Annotated in this window: 16 protein-coding genes; 3 read left to right on the forward strand and 13 right to left on the reverse strand. The window is 59.2% G+C overall.

The features are described from left to right. Positions 1-21: 21 nt before the first annotated feature. Complete coding sequence (locus IH944_06295; protein MCH7904162.1) at positions 22-3030, reverse strand: alanine--tRNA ligase; 3009 nt, start codon at positions 3028-3030, stop codon at positions 22-24. Positions 3031-3055: 25 nt separating this feature from the next. Beyond that, positions 3056-4024 (reverse strand): hypothetical protein, encoded by a 969-nt coding sequence (locus tag IH944_06300; GenBank protein MCH7904163.1) that lies wholly within the window; start codon positions 4022-4024, stop codon positions 3056-3058. Between the two features lie 55 nt (positions 4025-4079). On the opposite strand from IH944_06300, the gene IH944_06305 reads away from it, so the two are divergent. Then, entirely contained in the window at positions 4080-4265 is a 186-nt protein-coding gene (locus tag IH944_06305) for a hypothetical protein (protein ID MCH7904164.1), read from the forward strand. Further along, on the forward strand, positions 4262-5824 hold the full coding sequence (locus tag IH944_06310; protein MCH7904165.1) for an FAD-dependent oxidoreductase: 1563 nt from the start codon (positions 4262-4264) through the stop codon (positions 5822-5824). The genes IH944_06305 and IH944_06310 overlap by 4 nt, the downstream gene beginning before the upstream one ends. Here the strand turns inward: IH944_06310 and IH944_06315 are convergent. The 11 genes from IH944_06315 to IH944_06365 form a co-directional block, all read right to left on the reverse strand. Continuing rightward, entirely contained in the window at positions 5821-6627 is an 807-nt protein-coding gene (locus IH944_06315) for a UDP-3-O-acyl-N-acetylglucosamine deacetylase (GenBank protein ID MCH7904166.1), read from the reverse strand. The genes IH944_06310 and IH944_06315 overlap by 4 nt on opposite strands. Beyond that, positions 6617-7663: a UDP-3-O-(3-hydroxymyristoyl)glucosamine N-acyltransferase gene (gene lpxD / locus IH944_06320; GenBank protein ID MCH7904167.1), complete on the reverse strand. Its 1047-nt coding sequence runs from the start codon at positions 7661-7663 to the stop codon at positions 6617-6619. The genes IH944_06315 and lpxD overlap by 11 nt, the downstream gene beginning before the upstream one ends. After that, positions 7633-8628: a hypothetical protein gene (locus IH944_06325; GenBank protein MCH7904168.1), complete on the reverse strand. Its 996-nt coding sequence runs from the start codon at positions 8626-8628 to the stop codon at positions 7633-7635. The genes lpxD and IH944_06325 overlap by 31 nt, the downstream gene beginning before the upstream one ends. Next, positions 8612-9259 (reverse strand): OmpH family outer membrane protein, encoded by a 648-nt coding sequence (locus IH944_06330; protein ID MCH7904169.1) that lies wholly within the window; start codon positions 9257-9259, stop codon positions 8612-8614. The genes IH944_06325 and IH944_06330 overlap by 17 nt, the downstream gene beginning before the upstream one ends. 10 nt (positions 9260-9269) lie before the next feature. Next, positions 9270-11054: a BamA/TamA family outer membrane protein gene (locus tag IH944_06335; protein ID MCH7904170.1), complete on the reverse strand. Its 1785-nt coding sequence runs from the start codon at positions 11052-11054 to the stop codon at positions 9270-9272. Positions 11055-11137: 83 nt separating this feature from the next. Beyond that, positions 11138-15568, reverse strand: a complete 4431-nt coding sequence (locus tag IH944_06340) for a translocation/assembly module TamB domain-containing protein (protein ID MCH7904171.1) — start codon at positions 15566-15568, stop codon at positions 11138-11140. A 65-nt stretch (positions 15569-15633) separates the two neighbouring features. Beyond that, on the reverse strand, positions 15634-16533 hold the full coding sequence (gene lipA / locus IH944_06345; protein MCH7904172.1) for a lipoyl synthase: 900 nt from the start codon (positions 16531-16533) through the stop codon (positions 15634-15636). Positions 16534-16591: 58 nt separating this feature from the next. Next, positions 16592-19000 (reverse strand): primosomal protein N', encoded by a 2409-nt coding sequence (priA, locus tag IH944_06350; protein ID MCH7904173.1) that lies wholly within the window; start codon positions 18998-19000, stop codon positions 16592-16594. Positions 19001-19077: 77 nt separating this feature from the next. Continuing rightward, positions 19078-19470: a four helix bundle protein gene (locus IH944_06355; GenBank protein ID MCH7904174.1), complete on the reverse strand. Its 393-nt coding sequence runs from the start codon at positions 19468-19470 to the stop codon at positions 19078-19080. Positions 19471-19514: 44 nt separating this feature from the next. Further along, positions 19515-20984, reverse strand: coding sequence for a sulfatase (locus tag IH944_06360; GenBank protein MCH7904175.1), 1470 nt, complete (start codon positions 20982-20984; stop codon positions 19515-19517). A gap of 17 nt (positions 20985-21001) precedes the next feature. After that, positions 21002-22477 carry a hypothetical protein gene (locus IH944_06365; GenBank protein MCH7904176.1) on the reverse strand — a complete coding sequence of 492 codons (1476 nt, stop codon included), beginning with the start codon at positions 22475-22477 and terminating at the stop codon, positions 21002-21004. Positions 22478-22574: 97 nt separating this feature from the next. On the opposite strand from IH944_06365, the gene IH944_06370 reads away from it, so the two are divergent. Then, positions 22575-23405 (forward strand): methyltransferase domain-containing protein, encoded by an 831-nt coding sequence (locus IH944_06370; GenBank protein ID MCH7904177.1) that lies wholly within the window; start codon positions 22575-22577, stop codon positions 23403-23405. The last annotated feature ends 68 nt before the right edge of the window (positions 23406-23473 follow it).

Genomic DNA, 23473 nt, shown 5'->3' on the forward strand with positions numbered 1-23473 from the left:
TACGCAGGCTGAAGCCTGCGGCTACATACCGACCTGCTCGGCCAAAACCTCGCGTCCTTTTGCGATAGCCTCGTCGATCTTGCTGGCGTCCTTGCCGCCAGCGGTGGCGAAGTCGGAGCGGCCACCGCCGCTGCCGCCAGCTACGTTGGCGACCTCGCGGATCAGGTTTCCTGCGTGGGCTCCGGCGTCTTTCGCCTGCTCGCCGACCTTGCAGACGAACGTAAGTTTTCCACCTGATACCAACACGACCAAAGCGACGCGATCCGGCTTCCCATCGATGAGCCGGTCGGCAACCAGTTGGGCGTCTTTCGGATCGGCTTCTTCTAACTTTTCAACCGCAAGCTGTACAGATCCAATCTGTTCGACCTGCTCTTTGGAGCCAGCACCCTGCTGGGCCAGGCGCTGCCTCTTGAGCTTCTCCTCTTTGAGGCTCTGTAACGTCTTTTCCACAGATGTGAGTAACTCCGCTGGCTGTGATTTGAGCAGTCTGGCGGCTTGTTCGACCGTTTCCCGCTGCTGGTTTGCCCATGCGAGCGCGCCGTGTCCGGTGACCGCCTCGATGCGGCGCACACCGCTTGCAGCGGACGCCTCACTAACGATTTTGAACATCCCGATCTCGCCGGTGTTCTTCACGTGGATGCCGCCGCACAACTCACGGCTGAAACTCTTTTCGGCCGGCGGCATGTCTCCGATCTGCACGACACGCACGCGGTCGGCGTACTTCTCGCCGAACAGCGCCATCGCGCCCATGTCTCTAGCTTCTTGCAGGGGAAGATCATCGTAGGTCTTAACGAGCTGGGCTTTCATCACCTCTTCGTTGACGATCTGCTCGACCTCTGCGATCTCGTCGTCGGTTATCGCTTTACCGTGCGTGAAATCGAAGCGCAGGTGCTTCTCGTCGACGAGCGAACCGGCCTGTGTGACGTGGTCGCCAAGAACTTTCCGCAGAGCCGCGTGCACGAGGTGCGTCGCCGTGTGGTTGCGCGTGATCGCGTTGCGACGGTCATGGTTAACATACAATTCGGCAGTTGCGCCGACCAGCTTTTGAGGCGCTGAATGACTGGATGTCATGTGTACGATTACGTGGTCGTCTAGCCTAACATCGAAGACGTCCAGGAACTCATCGTTCACATGTATTTGCCCCGTGTCTGAAACCTGGCCGCCAGCTTTTGCATAGAACGGCGTTACGTCGAACGCTATTGCCAAGCGATCATCCGAGATCTCCCGTACTGCGAGAACTGATCCTCCAGCGCCGCAAGTCCGGAAGCCGACGAATTCGGTAGCCTGATCAGTCAACGCTTCGCCGTTCTCGATACCTCCGTAGACCGTGTCCATCCCCGAGCCAGACCTCGACATTTCCCGATCCAAATCGATTGCCATGTAATAGGAGTCCATATCGACTGATATGCCGGCCTCTCTGCACAATTCGTCCGTGACCTCGACCGGAAACCCGTAGGTGCTATGGAGGTTGAAGGCCTCATGTCCAGAAAATGAGAGTTCGTCCAGCGAATGCAAGAACTTTCTTCCTGCTGGCGGGAGGAACTTGGTGCCCAGATCTTCTCGAACGGCATCTACAATTGCCTTGAAATCCGTCGGTTCCTTGACCTCACCCCAGACTGCCTGCAACTCGCGATAGGCGTCAACTAACTGATAGTCTTCCGCCCGATCCGAGCCGAGCGCATTCATCATTTGAATAAGCCTTTTGTCCGATGGTTCGGGCATCTTGTCGTACTCGTCGATGAGACGACCCCAGCTTGAAATCACATCACAAACTCTAGTTCCAAGAGCGATTCGGAACCTCTCTCGACCGTCACTCAGCGTCCGGCGGAACTGCTCCTCTTCGTTTTTCAGCGTTTCGACGACGACTGCCTTGCGCTCGTTCAGCTCTTGGTAGTGCTCGCCCAAAGCCGACACCACCCCCTCGTAACAGCGGTGCAAAAACAGCTCATCGAAGCCGAGAACGCGCACCCCTTTCAACACCGCCCGTCGGATCAGGCGGCGTAGGACGTAGCCGCGCCCGGTGTTCGAGGGGAGCACACCTTCGACGATACAAAAAGAAGCCGCTCGGAGGTGGTCAGCGATGATACGGATGGCGACGTCGTTTTGGGGATTCGTGCCGTACCGAACACCCCCTCCCCTACCCTCCCCCAAGGGAGAGGGGGTTATGGCCTCGATCGCGGCGATGATCGGCGTGAAAACGTCGGTCTCGTACACAGACGAGAACCCGCCTAGAACGCAAGCCGTCCTTTCAAGCCCCATTCCGGTGTCCACCGATTGAAAAGGCAGATCGGGCAGCCCGGTCTTCTCGTACCCCTTGTCGGGACGAGAGGGATCGCGCAACGAGCCCTGCCAGTTATAAGAGATGAAGACGTCGTTCCAGATCTCCAGCCAACTGCCGGCCTTTTCGTCATGCAGAAACTCTTGGAGACCGTACGACCCCGACGGCGGCGGCTCGTCGTTTGGCACCCAGTAGAACATCTCCGTGTTCGGCCCGCACGGCCCCGGAGGGCCAGAGGAGAACGCCCCGGCCGGCCAGTAGTTCTTCTCCTCGCCGAGCCGGAAAACACGCTTGGAAGGATCAAGGCCGGCAGACTTCAAGTGCCCCGCCCACAGGTCCCATGCCTCGTCGTCGGTCTCGAAAACCGTGAAACAGAGACGAGCAGGATCAAGCGCAAGCCACTCCGGAGAGGTCATGAACTCCCACGAGTAGGCGATCGCGTCCTTCTTGTAATAGTCGCCGAACGAGAAGTTGCCGAGCATCTCGAAGAACGTCAGGTGGTTGAGGTTGCCGACCTCGTCGATGTCGCCGGTCCGCATGCACTTCTGCACGTTCATCAGGCGCTTGCCCGGCGGCTCAGCGACGCCGAGGAAGTACGGCTTGAACTGCACCATGCCCGCGCCGGTGAACAGCAGCGACTCGTCTAAGCGGCCGGTCACGTCGTACGGCACGAGGCTCCCCGAGGGGTGCTCGTCGTGGCCCTTCGACTTGAAGAACGCGAGGTACGTTTTGCGCAGTTCGCGGGCGTTCATCTCTGGTCGCAGAGGGTACCCGCGCTTAGCGCTTGATCTTCGTGACGGCCTCGGCTACTTTCCTGACCTCGTCGCCCTCCAGCCACTGGGTCATCACGATCCGGTCGGCCGTGACAGTTACTTTCCGTAAGAGTTTCTGGAGGCTGCGCCCGTTCGACTTGTGGATGAACGTCTCGTTTGGCGTGACTATGACGGTCAGCCCTCCATCCGGCGAGGTTTCGAAGTCGATAGCTTCGGGGTACTTGCGGCGTACTTGCGACCACGTCGGTCGCCTGCCAGCGTGCGCTCCCAAGTCGGGAGACACCGCTTCGGGCACCTCATCGGGAATATCACCACCGGCGTCTCCAGGGCCGGGTCTATAATAACCGCCCAAGTACCATCTGCCCTGATCTCTCGTCAAAGTCCAGTTTGTCGGTGGCATCTCACTATCCGGGTCTGTCGCCAAGCTACCGGTGTGTTCGTTCAGCATTTCATAAAACTTCTTCATCGTCTGACCATCGAAGTATTCTCCCGCGTCGATCTCACGGTCCAATTCGTGCCAACCCACGTTGCGATAGATTGAACGGCGACGATAAATCCACTTCTCCAAGTCTTCCAAGTCTTTCGGATCAATCGACTTTGTCCCAAGTCCAAATTCTAAATGAAATCCCATGCCTAAAACCTTGGGTGCCACAAACGTCACCCAATAGTCGGTCTGAGGGTTGAGATCATCTGACTTGACGACCGTGACGGTTCCGCTCGCGTCCGTAACGACTACTCTGGCACGACCACCTGAAGCTCGAAGATCTTCGGAAACGATGTGCCAAAAACCGCCGTCCTTCCACAGCCAATACCCCTGTCCGGCGCGCTGGGTGATCGTCGCGACACCTTGCTGACTGATCCAGAGCGTGCTGCCGGTTCCACCGGGGCTGCCGAGGCCGAGCAGAATACCGACGTCCTCAGCCGAAACGACTGCCGACAAAACGAACATCGAGGCGATTAGGAACGATCTCATCCTTGGCCACCATCCACGGCTATTATACGACGGGTAGGCTCGAAATGCGGCGGACATGAACTATTACGACATTTGGGTGAACCTGAAACCGGGCACGGACGACATGGAGTTCGTCAAGTGCCTGCGCGCGGCGAAGAGGTCAGGGGCCCTGGAAGAGCTTCACAGCGCGGTCTACAGCAAAGTGACCGACTTCAAGGCCGCGCTTTACCGCGACTTCCCTGACCCGGTGCGAGAAGAGTGAAAGACCCCGATCTAGTCATCGTAGGCGGCGGGGTCGGCGGGTGCGCCGCGGCCCTGGCGGCCTGCCACTTCGAGCTTCGCACCGTCATGACCGAGCAGTACGACTGGATCGGAGGACAGCTCACGTCGCAGTGCGTGCCGCCTGACGAGAACCCTTGGATCGAAGAGCTTGGCTGCTCTCTGTCTTACAGCGAGTTCCGCCAGCGGGTTCGCGATCATTACGTCGCCCACGAAAAACTCACCGAAGAGGCCGAGAGCGAAGAGTTTCTGAACCCCGGCGGTGGCTGGGTCAGCCGCCTGTGCCACACGCCGGAGATCGCCCATAGGGTCCTATACGACCTATTGGACTTATATGTCATATCCGGTCAGCTGCAGATCTGCACCGGGCTTCGCCCTGTCGCTGCGAAGACCGACGGAGACAGGGTCGTCAGCGTCGATTTTATTGGCGCGTCCGGAAAAGTCGAAACGCTGAGAGCGTCTTTCTTCATCGACGCGACCGAGACGGGCGAGCTCTTACCGATCACCCGCACCGAGTACGTCGTCGGTGCGGAAAGCAAGAGCGATACGGACGAGCCGCACGCGATCGACGGCGATGTGGAGCCCGACAACGTTCAGGGCATCACTTGGTGCGCCGTGATCGGTTATGACAAGGGCGGAAGCCACGTGATCGAGAAGCCCGAGCAGTACGAGTTCTGGAGAAACTATCAGCCGAAGGGCTGGCCGGACAAACTCCTCAGTTTCAAAGCCGTGCACGCCCAGCGGGGCGCTGCGATCGACTTCCCTCTCTTCGGAAACGGTGGATTCAATCTTTTTTCGTACAGACAGATCGTCGACGGTAAGAAGCACAAGGACCGCCGAGAGGACGCGACGGTGATGAACTGGCCTATGAACGACTACTGCGTCGGCTCGATCCTCGACGTGCCCGCCAAGCTTGTCAGGGAGCGCCTGGAGGCCGCGCGCCAGCTCACGCTCAGCATGCTCTACTGGCTCCAGACTGCGGCCCCCAGGCACGACGGCGGCACCGGCTACCCTGAACTCAGGCTCCGGCCCGACCTGACTGGCACGGAGGACGGCCTAGCGATGGCGCCATACATCCGCGAGTCGAGGCGGATCAAGGCGATGTTCACGGTCAAAGAGCAGCACATAGCCGCCGAATGCAACCCACGCCGTGACCGCGCTCCAGCGTTTGAGGACTCGGTCGGGATCGGCGCCTACCGCATCGACCTGCACCCCACCACGAACGGGCGGCCGACCATTGACCTCAGCAGCCTCCCATTTCAAATCCCGCTCGGCTGCCTGATCCCTGTGCGAACGAAGAACCTGATCCCAGCCTGCAAGAACATCGGCACGACTCACATCACGAACGGCTGTTACCGCCTGCACCCGGTCGAGTGGAACGTCGGAGAGGCGGCAGCGGTCATCGTCAAAGTTTGCAGGGAGAGTGGCGTCTCTCCGCAAGAACTAGGCAGCTCGAAGCCATTGATCCATGAAGTGCAAACGCAGTTGGCCCATTTAGGCGTTTTGACTTCATGGGGCGACCTTCCCGTACACGCGCTTTAGTCGCTAAAAACGACCGCGTCGCGCAACTTCTGCGCAACGGCGACGTTCGCTGTGTGACCGCTCCGCAACGCCACGACGTTGAGCAGCTCGACCGGAACGCCAGATAGATACAGGTCGCCGATCAGGTCGAGCATCTTGTGCCGCACGGGCTCATCCTCGAACTTTGTCTCGTTCACATAGCCGTATGAGCCGATCAGAAATGCCGTCGTCTCATCGAGCCCCTGTCCAAGCCCTGCCTCGCGCACCATCTCCATCTCGTCTTCGAACGCGAAAGTGCGCGCGGGCGCGACCTCCTCCGCATACGCGCGAGCACCCAAGGAGATCTCAAAGTGCTGGCTGTGCGGCCAACGGTCTCCGCACTCGAATTCGAATCGCCAAACCCCTGATCCGCTCGACACTTCGACACGGACGTCATCCTCTTCGTGAACGATTGTTTCGCTCGGCCCGGCGACAGACCGCTCACCGAGAACCGTGAGGCCAGCCGCGCTGATCCCGTCGAAGTACGCCTTGCTCGCTCCGTCCAGCGCGGGCAACTCGCCGCCGCTCACCATCACCTCGGCGTCCGTTACGCCGTGAGCGGCGAAGGCGCTCATGAGATGCTCGATAGTGGAGATCGTTCCCAGCTTGGTGCAACGCGCGGTATCGGTCACGTTTTCCGGTATCGACTCGAACCGCTCGCCGTTGTGAGTGAAGGCGAGGCCGTGCTCGCCAGCCTTGATTTCCACTGTGACGGGTTCGCCGCTGTGCAAGCCCAACCCCTCGAAAACCGCAGGATGTGTTAAAGTTTTACGCCTAAAGTTCATCACTTCGACGCAGCTCCGCAACCTCGGATTCGAGCTTCTTGATGCGATTGAGAAGCTCTGGCAGGCGGTGCTGCAACGCTATCATCCGCATCGCTTCCAGCATTGGAGTGACGGGAGTTCCAAAATACTCGCCAGGCTCTTGCACGTCCTGAAACGCTCCGCTACGACCTCCGAGGACGACGCCGTCCGCGATCTTTATATGGTCCGAGACCGCAGCTTGGCCTCCCAACATCACCCGACTTCCCAGCCGCGAACTGCCTCCGATCCCGACCTGCGACGCCATCACCGAGTGCGCACCGAGGGTTACGTTGTGTGCGATTTGTACGAGGTTGTCGAGCTTGACGCCGTCGCCGATTCGCGTCTCGCCGCATGTCGCCCGGTCGATGCAGCTGCCTGCGCCAACTTCGACGTCGTCGCCGATCACAATGCTGCCGACTTGCGGAACTTTCGCGTGCCGTTCTCCGTCCCAATGAAATCCGAATCCGTCAGCTCCGATCACTGCGCTGGAATGCACAATGCAGCGGCTACCGAGCGTAACGGATTGGTAGAGAACAACGTGTGGGTAGAGCACGCAATCCGCTCCGACCTCGCACCGCTCGCCGACGTAGCAGAACGGGTAGACGCGGACGCCTCGACCGATCTTTGCGCCCCGCTCGACGACGCAGTACGGGCCGACAGACGCCGTGTCGTCGATCGACGCATCCGGCGAAACGACGGCTGTCTCATGAACGCCATCGTTGATCGGCAACTCCTGTTTCATGGCGAACATGACCGCGCCGAAGGCCTCTCTGGGCGATTCGACGACGATCGCCGGCCGCTCAAACGGCGGTGCGTCTCGATACACAATGATCGCGCCGACGCTCGTGTCCAGGCAGCGCTTGAGGTACGCGTCCGACTCGGCGAAGGTCAGTCCACGAAGATCGTCGCTGCCCGCCGGTACAACCCGCTCTATCACCAAGTCGCTCGGGCCGCGGCACTCGCCTCCGACGAGATCAGCGAGCTGCCCTAACGACCAAGTGCAAACTGCTTCCGCCATGAAACAAAGTCCTCCGTCACGTCCTCTTCCCCGGGGTCATCGCTCAAAACGTACCCGCGCAGTCGCGCATAAGTTTCGGCGTGGCGCGCTATTTCCTGTTCGGTTTGTTGCCGATTCGGGCTTGCGTTCCACGGTTCGAGCGAGCCCGGCACTCCATCAACGGTGGCAATGACGCCATCGACTGCGACTAGCACGGCCTCAGGATCGAGCGCCGACCGCTGCACATCTTCAAGCTCGGCTTGAGCCGCTATGCGCGCCGCCTGTTCAGCGCGATCTATCGCCGCCCTGCGCCTCACATCCAACTCCAACTTGAGCTGATCCATATCTTCGCTCAAGGCTGCGTCGAGAGCGGCCAACGTTGCGCTAACCGAGTCCCGGTGCTTGCTGTTCGCCAGCGCCAGCTGTTCCCTAAGCTGCTTTGCTCGCTCAAAACGGCTGGTTGCAACCTCGTTGCTGGCTGGAGGAACGCGCCGCGAGTCTGGGTCTGGATCAGGAAATCGGGCGAGCCATGCAAGCTCCTGCCACATCTTGCCGACGTGATTTGCGTGGACCTCGAACTCCTCGCGGATCGCCAGGAAAGTCGTGTCGACGCGCTTGTCGTGCTCCTCCAAAATCGACCTTCTGTGTTCCGCATCGTATGACTCAACCTCTCGCAAGTACGTCCCCTCCAACCGTTCTAGCGCTTGCAAATACGCGCGCTCTTGGTTGTCGACATAAGCCTTCATCGCTAAAGCGGCCCGATCCTCCGCCGAGCCGATGAACAGGCGGCTGCTGTCCAGGTCGTCGATTGATAGCTCGGCACGCGTAAGGTCTTCTCCACCAAGGCGCACGAACTGTATCTGCTCGCGTTCAGCGTCGGCAGCCGCTGCAAGGTCGATATAAACAAGTTCGGGGTTCGGGCTGCAGCCCAGAACCCCGACGACGCTGATTGCAAATGCGGCTAATCCGCTACTGCGAATCCACATGCGCTATGACCTCTTCCGTGACGTCGTTCGCCGCGTAGACAGCCGTACTGCGACTGAAGACGACCGTGTACCCGTCCCTCTTCGCGATCGCCGCACTTGAATCGTACGCCTTTTTGATGGCGTCGCTTTGGGCATCTGCCTCGATGATCTGGAGCTCGCGCTGGAACCCAGCGCCGAATTCGCTGATTCTTGTAACAGTATCGTCGAGAAGACGACCGTATCGCTGCAGCGTGTTCCTCTCAGCCTCTGTCGGACTCGTCTGGCCGTTGATCCGATCGTACTCCGCAGATGCGGCAATGATGTCCTGTTTGACCTTTTCATGTGCCGCCTTCTCTTCTTCCGTAGGCGCGTCTTTCCGCAAGAAGATAATGAGCTGCTCCGCCTCCTCTTTCGTCATGATCATGTAAAGTTCCATGAAGTCGAGAAGGTCCTGCCGCTTGGTCAACTCCAAGTTGAGCTCGTTCTGAAGTTCTCCAGCCAACCTGCTCTCTCGAATCACGCGCTCCAAGTCGACGACGCCAAATTTCTGCGTCCCGCCTTGGAATGCACCGCCGACAATCACAGCCGCAAGGCCGAATGCCACGACCCAGCCCCCGACTCCAAACGCGCTCAATTTCCTCGTCGTGTTCATTTGTTCATCTCTAGAAACTAGTACCGAATGTGAAATGCGTTCGACTCCCGCCGTCTTGATTAAAGGCAAAGTCGATCCGGATCGGGCCGATGGGCGTCCTAAACGACACGCCGAGTCCGTACCCTAGCCGCAAATCCATTTTACTTGATTGAGTGAAGGAATCGATCCCACCGTATCCACCCCACGCTCCACCGTAGTCTGTGAATGCGACGACGCTGAACGATCGCTGAATCGGATACCTGTACTCCAGTGTCGCCAGGAGCGACTGTTTTCCCCAAAACCGTTGGTTCGTGTAGCCGCGCAGAGAGTCGGACCCCCCAACGAACAGCTGCTCGAAGAACGGCACATCTCCCGAGATCACACCGTACTTGATGCGGAACGCAACGACGGAGCGGGGCTTATCCACCGGCGTATCTTCCGGCACCGGACTCGACCAGAAACTGCGATACTCAAGCGTCGTCCTCAAGAAGTAATTCGGGCCGAGAATTCCTGTGAAGCCTTCGAAAGTACCCGCAATCTTGTTGATGTTCGTGTACGTCGGCTCCAGCATAATGCGGGCGAGATGGCCTTCATAAGATTCGACAGATGGGTGCCGCGTGTTGTGATCAAGACCTAGCTGGAGCACGGCGATGACTCCGTCCTGCATTATGAAGTTGGTCGCGCCAGGATCAACGTTCAGCGTCAGTAGATTCTCAGCGCGGACTCCTATAAACGCGCGGATCGTGTCGTTGAGAGGCCGACCCACCACGAATGTACCGCCCGTTCTCCGCTCGTTGAACTGTCCTCCGATCGGGCTGTTGAACCCTCCGATGCCGTTGCCTGTAAAGTGATAAACCACACGCGAATACACCCGAGCATTGATGCTCGTGCCGAGCGTGTCGAAGAACCGGTCGCCCCATCCCAACTCTGCGCTCACACCTCCGCCGCGCGTTGCTTGCGATAAGTTGACCGATACGGTTTGCCCCATTCCGCGCCAGTTCGACTCGCTGAAACTGATTTGGCCCACCAAGTTGCTTTGCGGATCGAGCGAGACGCCGGCGTTGAATTGACCCGTGCGAGCCTCGACGAACACCATCTCCAGGTCGTAGTGGGCTGGCTCGTCCTTCGTGATTGTGCGCGCGGTGATGTTGTCGAACCAGTAGGTCGCGAACAACTCTTCCCTATCCCGCCTAAACTGCAGCTCGCTGAACGCTACGCCAGGCTTCGTCTTCATGATTCGACGAATGACGCTCGGTTTCGTACGGTTCAGGCCGATGAACCTAATGTCGTCGACAATGGGCTCGAGTATGGCGATTCGCAAAGTCCCCTCCGATAGCGGATCGGGCTCTAATCTGTCGATTTGCATGAAGTACCCCCTGTCGAAGTACTCCTCCTCCAACGCGTCACGGATCAACCGTAGGTTGCGATTGTTGAGAATCCTCCCCAGTTCCTGAATCTCGGTGACGATCTCTGTTAGGCGCTCTGTCGATACGACCGTGTTGCCAGTGATGAAAACTTCGATGATGATCGGGTTCTCGACCAGGTCGACAACCACCTCAACTTCAAACTCCGACACGAGTGGGCGTGTGAGGATCTGAACGCCCTTGAAGAACCCGATGTTTAAGATCCTCCCCTCGTCGTTCCGAAGCTCCTCTTGCCGAAGCACGTCGCCTTCTCTCGTGACCATCGCGGCCATGACGGCCGCACTCGATATGATCTTGTTGCCGCGCACAGTGATCGTCTTGACGATGACGTTCTGGCTATAGGTGACGGCGCAAATGGAGAGCAGCGAGATCAGGACACAAAAACGGTTCAACAGATGATGACTCCTAGGCGTTCGCCCGCCCATTCAGACGATCTGTAAACTTTACCGTTTTGCAACAGCGGGTCGCTCGCCTGCTAGAACCTACGAGCCCAACTGAGGCGAATTCGCCACGAAACGTCCTGGGTCGTCGCCAGCCCGAGGCGCAACCTACTGAAGAATTTGTCGTGCAGGGGCGGTCGGAACGTCAGTTCCAATTCGTACTTCAACCGCCCGGTCGTAGGCACTGAAAGCTGCCTGCGACCGTGCAGCATCAAACCTCGAGCGAGCGTCTTTCCCGCGCCAGCGATAGCTAGGTCGAACGGGTTGTAGTCGATCGTGAGGTAATCGAGCTTCAGCCCGGTCGCCAGCTGGCCTGAAAGAGACGAAGTAACCGACGGCAGTCCAACCGAGAACAAATCTCGCAAGCCCCCCCGGCCGCCGCTCAGCGCCAGTCCTTCGATCAAGTCCTTTTGACCGAGCATCGCCAGCAACTGTTCTGAATCAAAATCCGGGGGATCGCTCGAAGCCGTAATCCTGAGGCCGCCGGACTCCAGCAAGTTGCCCTGGATGTTCAGCAGCACGTCGTACCGCTCGTACTCGGCTTCCCCACGCCTAGCCACTACGTACGTCGTCCCCTCGATGTTCACGACGACCTGCGCGAGCGGAGACCCGATCTCCGATCCGCTGTAAAGCAGATTGATCGTGCCGCCAGACTGTATCTCGATCTTCGCGGTCGGCAAGTTGAACTCTCCTCCAGAGACGGTCAGCGGTATGGTGATCCTGGGCGATTTCATGCTGCCGGCTAGAGTGCCGCCGCCGAAAAACTGTATCTCGGCCGTCCTTGTGATGAATCTGGAGCCACTGCCTGCTGTTATGGCGATGCCATCCAGCGTTGGATTCAGTTCAAATGGCCACTCGGCTGCAGACTCGGGAAGCTCGCTCGGAAGCCAGACTGTTAGGTCTGCCAGATCTACTGTTCCGCCGATAATTGGATCGCTAGCCGTGCCGCCGATGGTCAGATTGCCGGACTGTATCGCAACCGATGAGGCTCGTACCGATGGGGCTCGAACTGACTTCGGCAGCTTAAACCGGACGTGGAAATCATTGAAATCCGCGGAGCCCTCCAACTGGATTCGGCTGCCCAAGGAGCCGTCCACGTCCAGCGGATCGTTCAGCGTAGCATTCAACAAAAGCTCTGCTGAACCGCCCTCGTCGCTCAAAAGATCTATCTGCAAATTAGATTGCAGTCGCTCCCGCGTACCGACAAGCTGAAGCCTTCCCTGGACGGTTGCGTCTGTCTGGATGGCAGCGAGCGCGGGTACCTCTTGCTGAATTTCGCTCAGCTTTCGCGCATCGAATTCCGCAAGAAGATTGATCGGCTGTCGTTCGATCGCGTCCTTCTCGAACGCGCTAAACGGCACTTCGCCGGTTATCGTGGCCCACACTCCTTGGTAGAACGCTCGACCGTGCCTCAGCTCTATCTTGCGGTCCTCGATCACAATCTCGACCCGCCTCAAGCTCAAGGGCAGGTCAATGGCGTCTTTTTCGCTGAAGTAACCGAGATCGTGCGCAGTCAATGTCGCGTAGCCTGACGGATTATCGGTCGTCCCGCTGAGGGTCAAGGTCAGGTCGTCAATGCGCCCGACCATCGCCGGTGCAGACGGGATCAGCTGTTGCAACCACGCCAGTTTGAAGTTCGTTAGGCGTGCCTCTGGCACGTCGAATCGACCGTCGGGAAAGATCGTTCCGCTGCCAGAGAAAGTGGTGCGATCCATCTCGTCGCCTTGGCTCCAGGTTAACTGATGGATTCGCCATACTCCGTCGTCCCGACTACCGCTTGCCTGGACCTGACCGCCGGAAACTCCGGACACTTGCAGCGCCTCGAGCGACGCCGAAGGGATCTCAACATTAAGGTTTTCCACCGGTCCAGAAACCTTGACCGTCGCACTGAGCGCCCCGCTCGTTCTGTCGGCCAGTTCCCGCAGTACCTCGGGTATTCCTTCCACTGATTTGTCCACGATTTTGAATAGATCCTGCACAGACAGACGCGTCGCCGACCCGCTGGCCTGTAGCAACCTATTCTTCCAGTCGTAGACCGACGGGTCGAGCAGGATGTAGCGCTCAATCGAGCCGATCTGGCCGCTCGCCTGAACCGAATGGCCTTCGAATACCGCCTTCAGCGACCCACTGCCGACTAGCTGGCCGTTGACCGTCAAGTCGTCCACTGTAAGCGTCGATTCGCCGTCTACGCGGTCGCCCACGCTGAAAGTCAGAGAGCTTTCTCCGGACACTGATCCTTCTAGACTGGCGACGCCGATATCGACCGGCGCGAGGCCGAGCGGTAAGGATTCGAACTCCGACTTGACCGTCGCCGTACTAGTTTCGAAGTTGAACGCTCCGGTAGAGCGGAAAAGGCCATCACCGACTCCGAACACGCTGCTTGTCAGCTTTGCAGAGTAGCGATCGACGTCGAATTGCAGCCGTGAGTCTCTAAATGGAACGCCGTAAACGAGAGCCTCCGGCACGGACACACTGGCGAGAAGTCGGGGTTGTTCAAGGCTGCCGGAAAGAACGCCTCCTGTGATCTGCACCGATCCGACGAACTCCGGTCCGACCCAATCCTGCAGCAATAGACCGTCACCCACTAGACTGCCGACGAGATTGTGCGTCGTCCAATCCATTCCGACCGAAGCGAGGATGCGCGAAGCGCCGATTCGAGCAACGGTGTCGTACGCCCAAATCTGGTCGCGGTCGACATATATTTTCGCAAGTATTTGTGGGATGTTGCGACCGAAGATTTCTGCGCCGTAGACCTCCGCACTGATTTCCAACAGCGGATCCTGGCGCGTGCCGGAGACCGTCCCTTCGACGAACGCCAAGCCAGCCAGCCGATCGTAGAGACCGTTGACATCGATCCCGCCGCCGTGCAAAGTGAAATCGAGGTTGTCATCCCAGTCCATCAGGCCGCTCGCCGTGAGCACTCCGTTTCCACCGACCATGGACAGCCGATCGAGAGTCACACCGTCGCCGTCGATATGCGCTCTGCCCTCGAAAACCCCCAGGGAAAACGGCGGGTCCCCTTCAGCCAGCCGCACTGTGCTGGAGCCGCGAACATACAAGTCGATGAGCGGCTGGGCGAGCGTTCCAGTAATGGTCGCGTTCGCCGCGAAGTCGCCACGAACGCGGTCGGTACCCAGCCGCTGAGCAATACGATCCAGCTGCCCGCCATCGCCGATCACGAAGCCCGCTATGGCGCCCGTTGCGTACTCGACGGAGAACGACCCTCGGAACGGCACACCTTCCCACTTTGCTTGATCGATCTCGGTGCCGAACCTCTCTGAACTGACCGCAATAGAACCTACGACGTCCGTCACGGTCTCGCCGAGGGCAGTCAGCGAATCGGCGTTCGTCTCGCCGTTCAGGGTCAATACGCCGTGATGGACATCTATCCAACCATCGAGAGAAGCGTTCGTGAAATCGAGCTCACGCGGTACGAAGCTTCGGATTAGCGGCGGTAAGTCCGCGACGGTGGGCACCTCGGCCGAGAGGCGACCCGCGATGCGGAAGCCCTTGCTCCACTGCAGCTGCCCGTCAAAATCGTACGACGTTCCGCCCATTTGGCCGTCAGCGACGATGCGCAGATCCCCGCCGACTGCTGCTACGGTGGCTTTGATCGAACTGTCGGTGAGCGTCTCCGACGTCGAAATACCGTCGCCATGGACTTGCAGGGAAGCTAGCAAGGATGCGCCTTCGTCGTCGAAGGTCAGCGTCGCGCTGCCGTCCAGTATAAGGGAGAAAGCGGTCACGTTCGCCCACTCGCCGAGAACAGCAGGATCCAAGAACCGATTGATTACCGGAAGCAGCGACGCAACGTCGTCATTACCCCACCTTGTTGCAATCTTCTTCAAACGTCCGTCAGAAATCTCAAGACGAAACTCCGCGTCGCTAACCGCGTCCGCATCCAGGCGCCATGCGGCGTAAAGATCATCGCCTGCGCCATCAACGTGCAGCCTCTTGATCTGCGCCTGCACGACTCGTGAGATCGCCTTAGTGTGGTCGCGATACTCTATGTCAATTGAATCGAACACTAAAGTAAACGTTGTGTCGCGCTCTCGTTCGTCGGACTTCGGAAGAAGCCGATCTATGTCGAAGCTGCCGTCTTCCCAGCGATTGACTAACAGGTCGGCGTTGTGACCTCGAATCAGAGCGCGCGAACCGTCCATCACGATTTCGAGCCGGGCAATGCCTGCGGACCGTTCTCCGTCTGGATCGAACACCTCTACGTTGAGAAGAACGAGCTCCCGCTCCTTGATATCGATGCTGAACGACTGGGCGCGCATCGTCGCCGTGCCGTACTCAGTCTCGTACGACAGTTCGACGGGTGCGCCGGGCGCGGTGAGGACGGTGAGACAGCGCAACGCGTAGGAGCCGCCCAAGACCGCCATCAGGACGACCGGCGCCCATCCCACCAGCGCTACGGTAAGCGCGAACAACGCTCGCCAGCAGACGTGCAGCGCGTTCTGCATCTCTTAAACTTCAGGTTATCAGAGGCCGCCCTGAAAAGCAATGCGCCGACGACAAATCAGGCGCGCTATGCCTGAATCGCCGCTGAGCGCATTCGATCAAGCCGCTCCTTCATGACCTTCTCGCTAAACTCGATAGCGTTATAGGAAGAACGAACGAAAGGGGCGCTCGCTACGAACGCAAAGCCGAGTTCTTCTCCGATCGTCGCGAACTCTTTGAAAACTTCGGGGTGGATGTACTCGACGACCGGCAAGTGCGACATGGTCGGGCGGAGGTACTGGCCGATGGTCACGGCGTCGACCCCGCACTCGCGCAAGTCCTTGAGCGTCTGAACGATCTCCTCTTTCGTCTCGCCCAGCCCGAGCATCAGGCCGGACTTCGTGTAGATCTTCGGGTCGATTCTCTTGACGGTCTTCAACACGTCCAGCGACCTTTGGTACCGCGCTTGCGGACGAACGATCTTCTGCAGTCGGCTGACCGTTTCGACGTTGTGGTTGTAGATTTCGGGACGCGCGTCGCACACGATCTTGATCAAGTCCTCGCGGCCCTGGAAGTCCGGAGTCAGCACCTCGATAATGACGAGCGGCAAACGCCTTTGCAACGCCTTGATCGTCTTGGCAAACTGCTCCGCTCCTTGGTCTTTCAGATCGTCGCGGTTGACGCTCGTGACGACCACGTGCTTGAGGCCGAGATCCTCGGTCGTCTTTGCGATGTTCGCAGGCTCGAACGGATCGACGTCCAGGCCCTTGCCGACTTTGATCGCGCAAAACCCGCACGAACGAGTGCACGTGTCCCCAAGGATCATGAACGTCGCCGTCTTCTTCGACCAGCACTCGGCAAGGTTGGGGCAGCGCGCTTCCTCGCACACGGTGTGGAGGTTCTTCGCGCGCATCATGCGCTGCACCTCCTGGATCGTGTCCGGACGGGGCAGCCGGATTCTCAACCAGTCCGGAAGCCGTTGCACCATGGGTGAATTATAGCAGTTGGGCTGCTCGTGTCTCGGGCCGTTCTACCGGGGTCTCAAGCTACATCATCGAGTTCGGATCAACGTCGATATGTACGCGCACGCTCTGCTTGTCCAGCCCTTCCAAGGCTTCTGCGATTGGGAGCACGTTTGCGTCCTTTGACAGCTTTATCAGTAGGTGTCTGCGCCACTCGTTCTTGATCTTCGCTATCGCACACTCCGTTGGACCGAGCAGCTCAACTTCGGGCAGCGCCGCCTTCAATCGCTCGCCGGCGTCTGCCGCGACCGCAACGACGTCGTGCCTGGTCGACCCCGCGAACTGGACGTTGACGAGCCGGTAGAAAGGAGGATAGTGCGCCTCGCGGCGCTCTTCGAGGATGACCTTGTAGAACGATTCGAAGTCGTGGTCTCGCGCGCACAGCACCGCGACGTGGTCGGGATTCATCGTCTGGATCACGACCTCGCCCGGCGACTGACCGCGACCTGCCCTTCCCGCGACCTGGCTCAACAGCTGAAACGTCCGCTCCGACGCACGAAAGTCGGGAATGCTGAGCGACGTGTCGGCGGCGATCACCCCGACGAGCGTGACGTTCGGAAAGTCCAGCCCCTTCGCGACCATCTGTGTGCCGACCAGCACGTCGATCTCGCCAGATCGAAACTTCGCCAGGATCTCTTCGAGGGCGCCCCTTCGGCGGGCCACATCCCGATCCAGTCGCGCGACCACGGCGTTCGGAAACTCGGTTTTCACGGCCTCCTCTACTTTCTCCCCCCCGATCCCAAACGGCGCGACCCGATTGCCTTCGCACTCCGGGCATGAGTCCGGCGCAACCTCGAAGTACCCGCAGTGGTGGCACCTCAGTTTCCGGTCGTGCCGATGGTATTTCAGCGAGACCGCGCAGCGGGTGCAGACGAATCGGTGAGCGCAGTCGCGGCACATCAAGAACGGCGCGTACGCCCGTCGATTCAGGAACAGGATCACCTGCTCTTTCTTGGCCAGCCTTTTCTCGATCCCGTCCCGCAGGGAGTCGGTGAAAATCGAGAGCCTGTGATCTCGGTACAGGTCCGTCAGATCCTCGATGTGGACGTTCGGAAGTTTTGCGCTAGCAGCGCGTTTCGGCAGCCGCAGCAGTTTGTAGTCGCCGGCTTCTGCCGCTGCGTAAGACTCGATGCTCGGCGTAGCAGAGCCGAACAGAACCGGCGCAGAGAACTCCCTTGCGAGAAACTCAGCGAGCCGGTGCGAGTGGTACCTCGGGGCGTTCTCCTGCTTGTAGCTCGCCTCGTGCTCCTCGTCTACGATGATCAGGCCGAGGTTGGTCAGCGGCGCGAACAGCGCGGACCGTGCGCCGAGGATCACCGGAGCCTCGCCAGAGCGCACTCTCATCCAGCTCTCCAGACGATCCAGCGGGCTCATGTTGCTGTGCAGGACGGCGACCGACTTGCCGAACCGCTCGCGCAGCTGCGCGATCACTTGCGCGGTCAGCGCGATCTCTGGCACCAAGTACAGAACTTGTTTGCCCCGCTGAAGCGCCTCGGCGGCCGCGCGCAAGTACACTTCGGTCTTCCCCGAGCCGGTCACTCCATACAGCAAGAACCTTTCGAAACTCCCATCCTTGATTGCCTTCGTGACGGCTTTGATCGCAACTGCTTGATCTTTGTTCGGCGTGGGCGGTGGGGCTGCGAGACCGGGCTCTGATTCCACGCGGTCGAGCAGCCCTCCTTCGATGAGCGCCTTGATCGTCTGGTCGCTGACACCGCCCAGCGCCTTGATCTCGGCGATTGAAAACGCCGCTGCCTCAGACCCCTGCAGGCGCATCAGCGTCACCGACTGAGCAGGCCTCTTCTTCCCCGGCCCTTTTAGGAACTTCTCGATCTTGTCGCTGTCGGCAGTGAGGCGCAGCATCCCTTGCACCCTCTTTCCTGGGCCGCCCATCGACACTGACATCCCACGCACGACCAAGCCTCGCCGCTCCAAGGCGCGCAGAGCGTTGCGCGATCCTCTTGGCAGCGGCTTGCGCGGCGAGTCCTCTAGCTCGCCGGCATCGACCAGCGTCGCCAAGGCCTCGCTCTGCGCTGGCGTCAGTGCCTCGTCCGGTTTTTTGGTCGAAGCCGGTTGCCACACCGTCACGAGGCGGTCGCGAATACCTGGCGGCGAAATCAAGCCGATTGCCATGGGGAGCGGCGAAAGCGTCTGCCGCGCCACCTCGTGAGCGAGTGCGATCGAACTCTCAGGAAGAGTCAGCCCATCGATCTTCGGCCCAAGCGGCTTCAGCAGCTTCTCCGCGAACCCCAATTCCGACGGGGGCGTCTCACGAAGCCGCACGACGAAACCAAGAACCCGCCGAGGCCCGAGCGGCACGAAGTAAGCCTCGCCAATCCGCGTGTCTGCCGTCGCGCTATACGTGTAGACAGCGTGAACGCCGGCAGACTTTGAGTCGATGCCGATGTCAGCGACGAGGATTTTTGGGGACACTTTTATGAACTACACTCCGGGGTAGCGTTCGGATTGGTTCGGATTAGTTCGGATTCGTTCGGGTTTGCCTTTCACTTTCATTCTTCTTCTAGGTTGCCGTACATTTCGCTGATCTCTTTGACGATGTTCCCTTCGACCTTCGTCGTCAGATTTGAAAGCATCGAGCCGATCTTCGCCGTCCGATCGACGAGAGATTCGATATCGTCGATGAATCCGATCTCGTGGGAGACGATGAGCAAGGTTTCGAGTTCGTTGATCGATCCTTTGGCTATCCGCAAGTACTGAGAATACGATCGGGGCGTTCGCCGTCCGTACCCTTCGGCGATATTCGCCGGAACAGAGACCGCCGCTCTGCGAATCTGAGACGTCAGCCCAAATTTCTCCTCGCCAGGAAACGTCGCCGTCAACCGATACAGATCAACGACCAAATCCATGCTCAGCCGCCAAACATCAAGCTCTTTATAACCCATCTCAGCTCACATTGCAAATCCGAACCAATCCGAACTAATCCGAACTAACCCGAACCAACCCGAACGTCCCCCGCCGCCCGCCTCTCCGCCTCCAACAACCGCAGCATCCCATCGCGAATCGCAGCGTAATCAGGATCGTCGAACACGGAGTTCTTCTCGCGCGGGTCGTTCTGGAGGTCGAACAGCTCCCACTCGTCGAGGTCGTAGTAGTAGGCGATCTTGAAGCGGTCGGTGCGCGCGCCGTAGTGCCGCGGCACGTTGTGAACGCCCTTCTCGTAGTAGTGGTAGTACATCGAGCGACGCCAGTTGCCCGGACGCTCGCCGCGCAGCAGCGGCATGAGGCTCGCTCCTTGCATACCGTCCGGATCTGCCGCGCCCGCCAGGTCCAAGAACGTCTGCGCGAAATCCAGATTGAGGACGATGTCCTCGTTGCGCGCCCCGGGCTCGGTCGTGCCCGGCCACTTGACGATCAGCGGTGTGCGCAGAGACGGCTCATAAATCCAACGCTTGTCGTACCAGCCGTAATCGCCGAGATAGAAGCCTTGATCGGATGCGTAAACGACGATCGTGTGGTCGGCGAGCCCCGCATCCTCCAGGTAATCCAGAACCCGACCGACCGAGTCGTCCACTGACTGGATGCACCGCAGGTAGTCCTTGATGTACCGCTGGTACTTGTAGCGAACCAGGTCGTCTCCGGACAGATTGGCGTTGGCGAACCACTCGTTTCGCGGTCCGTACGCCGCATTCCAGAGCGCTTTCTGCTCGTCGTTCAGCCGCTCGGGGGCGTCGCCGATCTTCAGGTCGTAAGCCAGTTGGAGATGGTCGCGCACGCTCATCTCCTGGGTCTTCGCGCCGGAGTTGCGGTTCGACCAGTCGTCGAACAGGTCCACCGGCTCGGGGATGTCGATCCCTTCGTACAGGTTCAGATACTTCGGCCCGGGCCTCCACGCACGGTGCGGCGCCTTGTGCTGCAGCATCAGCATGAACGGCTCGTCGCCGCGCCGCTCGCTCATCCAGTCGATCGCCTTGTCGGTGACTATGTCGGTGACGTAGCCGGTCACTCGGTACCGTCCGTCGGCGTTGATGAAGTCCGGGTTGTAGTAGCTCCCCTGCCCCGGCAGGATGTCGAAGTAGTCGAACCCGGTCGGCGTGCTTCTCAGGTGCCACTTGCCGATGAGCGCGGTTTCGTAGCCCGCCTGCTGCAAGAGTTTCGGGAAGGTCTGCTGCTCGCCGTCGAACGTCGTGCCGTTGTCGCGGACTCCGTTGAGGTGGCTGTGCTTGCCGGTCAGGATCACGGCCCTGCTCGGCGCGCAGATCGAGTTCGTGACGAAGCAGTTCTCGAACAGCATTCCGGCGGCGGCCAGGCGGTCGATGTTCGGCGTTTCGTTGATGACCGATCCGTAAGCGCCGATCGCGTGGCTAGCGTGGTCGTCGGTGAAAATGAAGACGATATTCGGTCGCGCCTGAGGCTGTGTGAAGAGGCCACCGACGATCAACGCGCTTGCCAAGAGCATTGAGCGAAGTTACCTGATCAAGGCCCTTCTGAAATATCCATCGTAATCCCGACCACCCTGTCTTCTTTGTACACAATCGTGAGCTGGTACTTTGCCGAAAACTGGCCGCTTCCGAAACCGGAATCGTACTCCCAATCATAGATGTGCACCCAGTATCCAGCAAGCCTGGCATACGACGTCGCGTAGCCGATCTTCTCGTACACGTCTGAGAAATTTGATCCAAGGCCAAAGCCGTGCTCGGTCTTCCATTCGCCAATGTCTCGCTCCGTCTGCTCTGATAGATAGACATGAGGATTCCAGATGGCTACTGTGATAAATCTATGAGTCCCGTCTGCGTCGCCAGACAGTACGTAGTAATTCCCGTTTGCGTCCTTCAACGCCTCCGGTCTCGCGCCCTGTCCCTCAATCGACTTGGGGCCGATCTTGAGCGTCAAGAACGGCGCGTCCTTCAGGCTCTTGATTTCCTTTCGGTTGATTCGCCAAATCGCCCTACTCGCCAAATCGCCAACCGTGTAAACCGTAGCGAGCGAGCCCGCAAACCTCTGGTAGCTCACTCGGATAGGACGTAGATTATCGATAGCGTTCAACAGCTGATAAACGGCGCCCTGCCCCTCTGCCACCAGCGCGTCAAAAATCGGATCGCCTTGAAAAAACGCACCACCTGGAACGAGAAACGCCCTCGGCTTGACGCTATGGAGCTGGCTGACCATCTGTTGCACCCTTGTGTATTGATCCGAATCTGCCAGGAGGTCTTCATTGAGTTCTGGATCCGGGACGCCTGACCTGTACACCCGATCCGAGACACCACGATACAATCTTCCAGCGAGCCTGCAAACAGAACGTGAAATATCCTCATGAAGACCACTGTAGCGCGCTTTGCCCGTTGCCGAAAACTCCTCAGCCCTTATCGCCTGCCACTTCAAGACCTGTGCTAGCAACCTAAGCGCTTCCGCGTTGTCGCCAGTCATGTAGTAGCCGACAGCACGGTTGTAAATCCGCTTGAAATACGTTGCCACCAATCCGCCCTCGATAAAGGTGCCCGCTGGCGGGTACTTTCGGAATGAGTCTGCTACCAGGTCAACAAGGTCGCTTCGTCCTGACGCTTCGAGACCGATGAGGCCTGGATACGCCGTCCTGTCTCTCCAGAACGGCGAGCCTTGCTCTCGGTTGGAGATAGCTAGGTCGATGTCGACCTGGCCAAAGTCTGCCTTGACCTCTCGGACTATTCCGTCCAGACTGACCGCGCGCAGTTTCTCGCCTTCGCTGATTGGAAGGATCCAGCCGTAGCTCTCGATAAACTTGTCGCGCGTATAAACGGGGCGCGACAGTTCATCTTTAAAAAGCACAAGCTCGACTTTGTGAAACGGTAGCCCCTTAATCTCCGGCATCCCGCACTCTTGCAGAACTGCGACTGCAGACCTCGTCTGCTCAAGAACACTGATTTGCGGGCGTTCCTGCCCGATGATGAGCGCCCCGATTACGGCAACTAACATATTGAATTAGACGACTGCAGATTCAACGAGGTTCTTCAATGCTTGTGATATGCAGGACGCATACGTGCATGTTGCGCGACATGCTATAACGGTACCAATGTTAGAGATCGAGAGTACAGTCGAAGGGCACTACTCCACGGGCGGGCTGCTGGATCGCGTGCAACAGGCGGTGGAGGCGGGAGGCCTCGATTGGGATGCGCTGACTGCCGCCGATCTCGGGCCGATCGACCACTTCCACATCCGCGGCCGCGACGCGACGCTGGAGATGATCAGTCTGGCCCAGTTCAAACCGGAAATGACCGTTCTCGACGTCGGCTGCGGCCTCGGCGGGCCGACGCGGGCGCTTGCAGCGGAAGTCGGGTGCCAAGTTCACGGCGTCGACCTCACAGATGAGTTCGTCGAAACCGCGACAGCTCTGACGGAAAGAACCGGGCTTTCGGACCGCGCGACTTTCGAGTGCTGCAGCGTGCTCGATCTGCCGCACGAATCCGCCAGCTTCGACGGCGTGCTGATGCAGCACCTCAACATGAACATCGCGGAAAAGCCCCGGCTGTTCTCAGAACTCGCTCGCGTCTTGCGGCCCGGCGGCACGCTCGCTATGCACGAGATTCTCGCGGATCGGGCGGACCAGCCGTACTTCCCCGTCCCCTGGGCGTCTGCGCCCGAAGGGAGCTTCATGTGCCAAGAGTCGGCGTTTCGCGAACACCTGGCCGACGCTGGGTTCAAGATCGGTGAGTTTCGCGACGTCACGCAGGAGTCAGCCGATTGGTTCGGCGCCGTGCTGGCCAAGACCGCCGAGTCCGGCCCGCCCAAGATGGGTCTGCACGTGCTGCTCGGCCCAAGATTCGGCGAGATGGCCAAGAACACCTTCAAGAGCCTGTCTGAAAACAGGGTCAAGGTCGTCATGGCCGTGTGCAAGAAAGGCTAGCTCCGGAGTGCGTGTGCCTTGGCACCGCTCGTCTGATAGGAGCTTGCCCCGGTCGAATTTCGACAAGG

Source organism: Armatimonadota bacterium (assembly GCA_022563855.1).
Classification (GTDB): domain Bacteria; phylum Armatimonadota; class Fimbriimonadia; order Fimbriimonadales; family Fimbriimonadaceae; genus JADFMN01.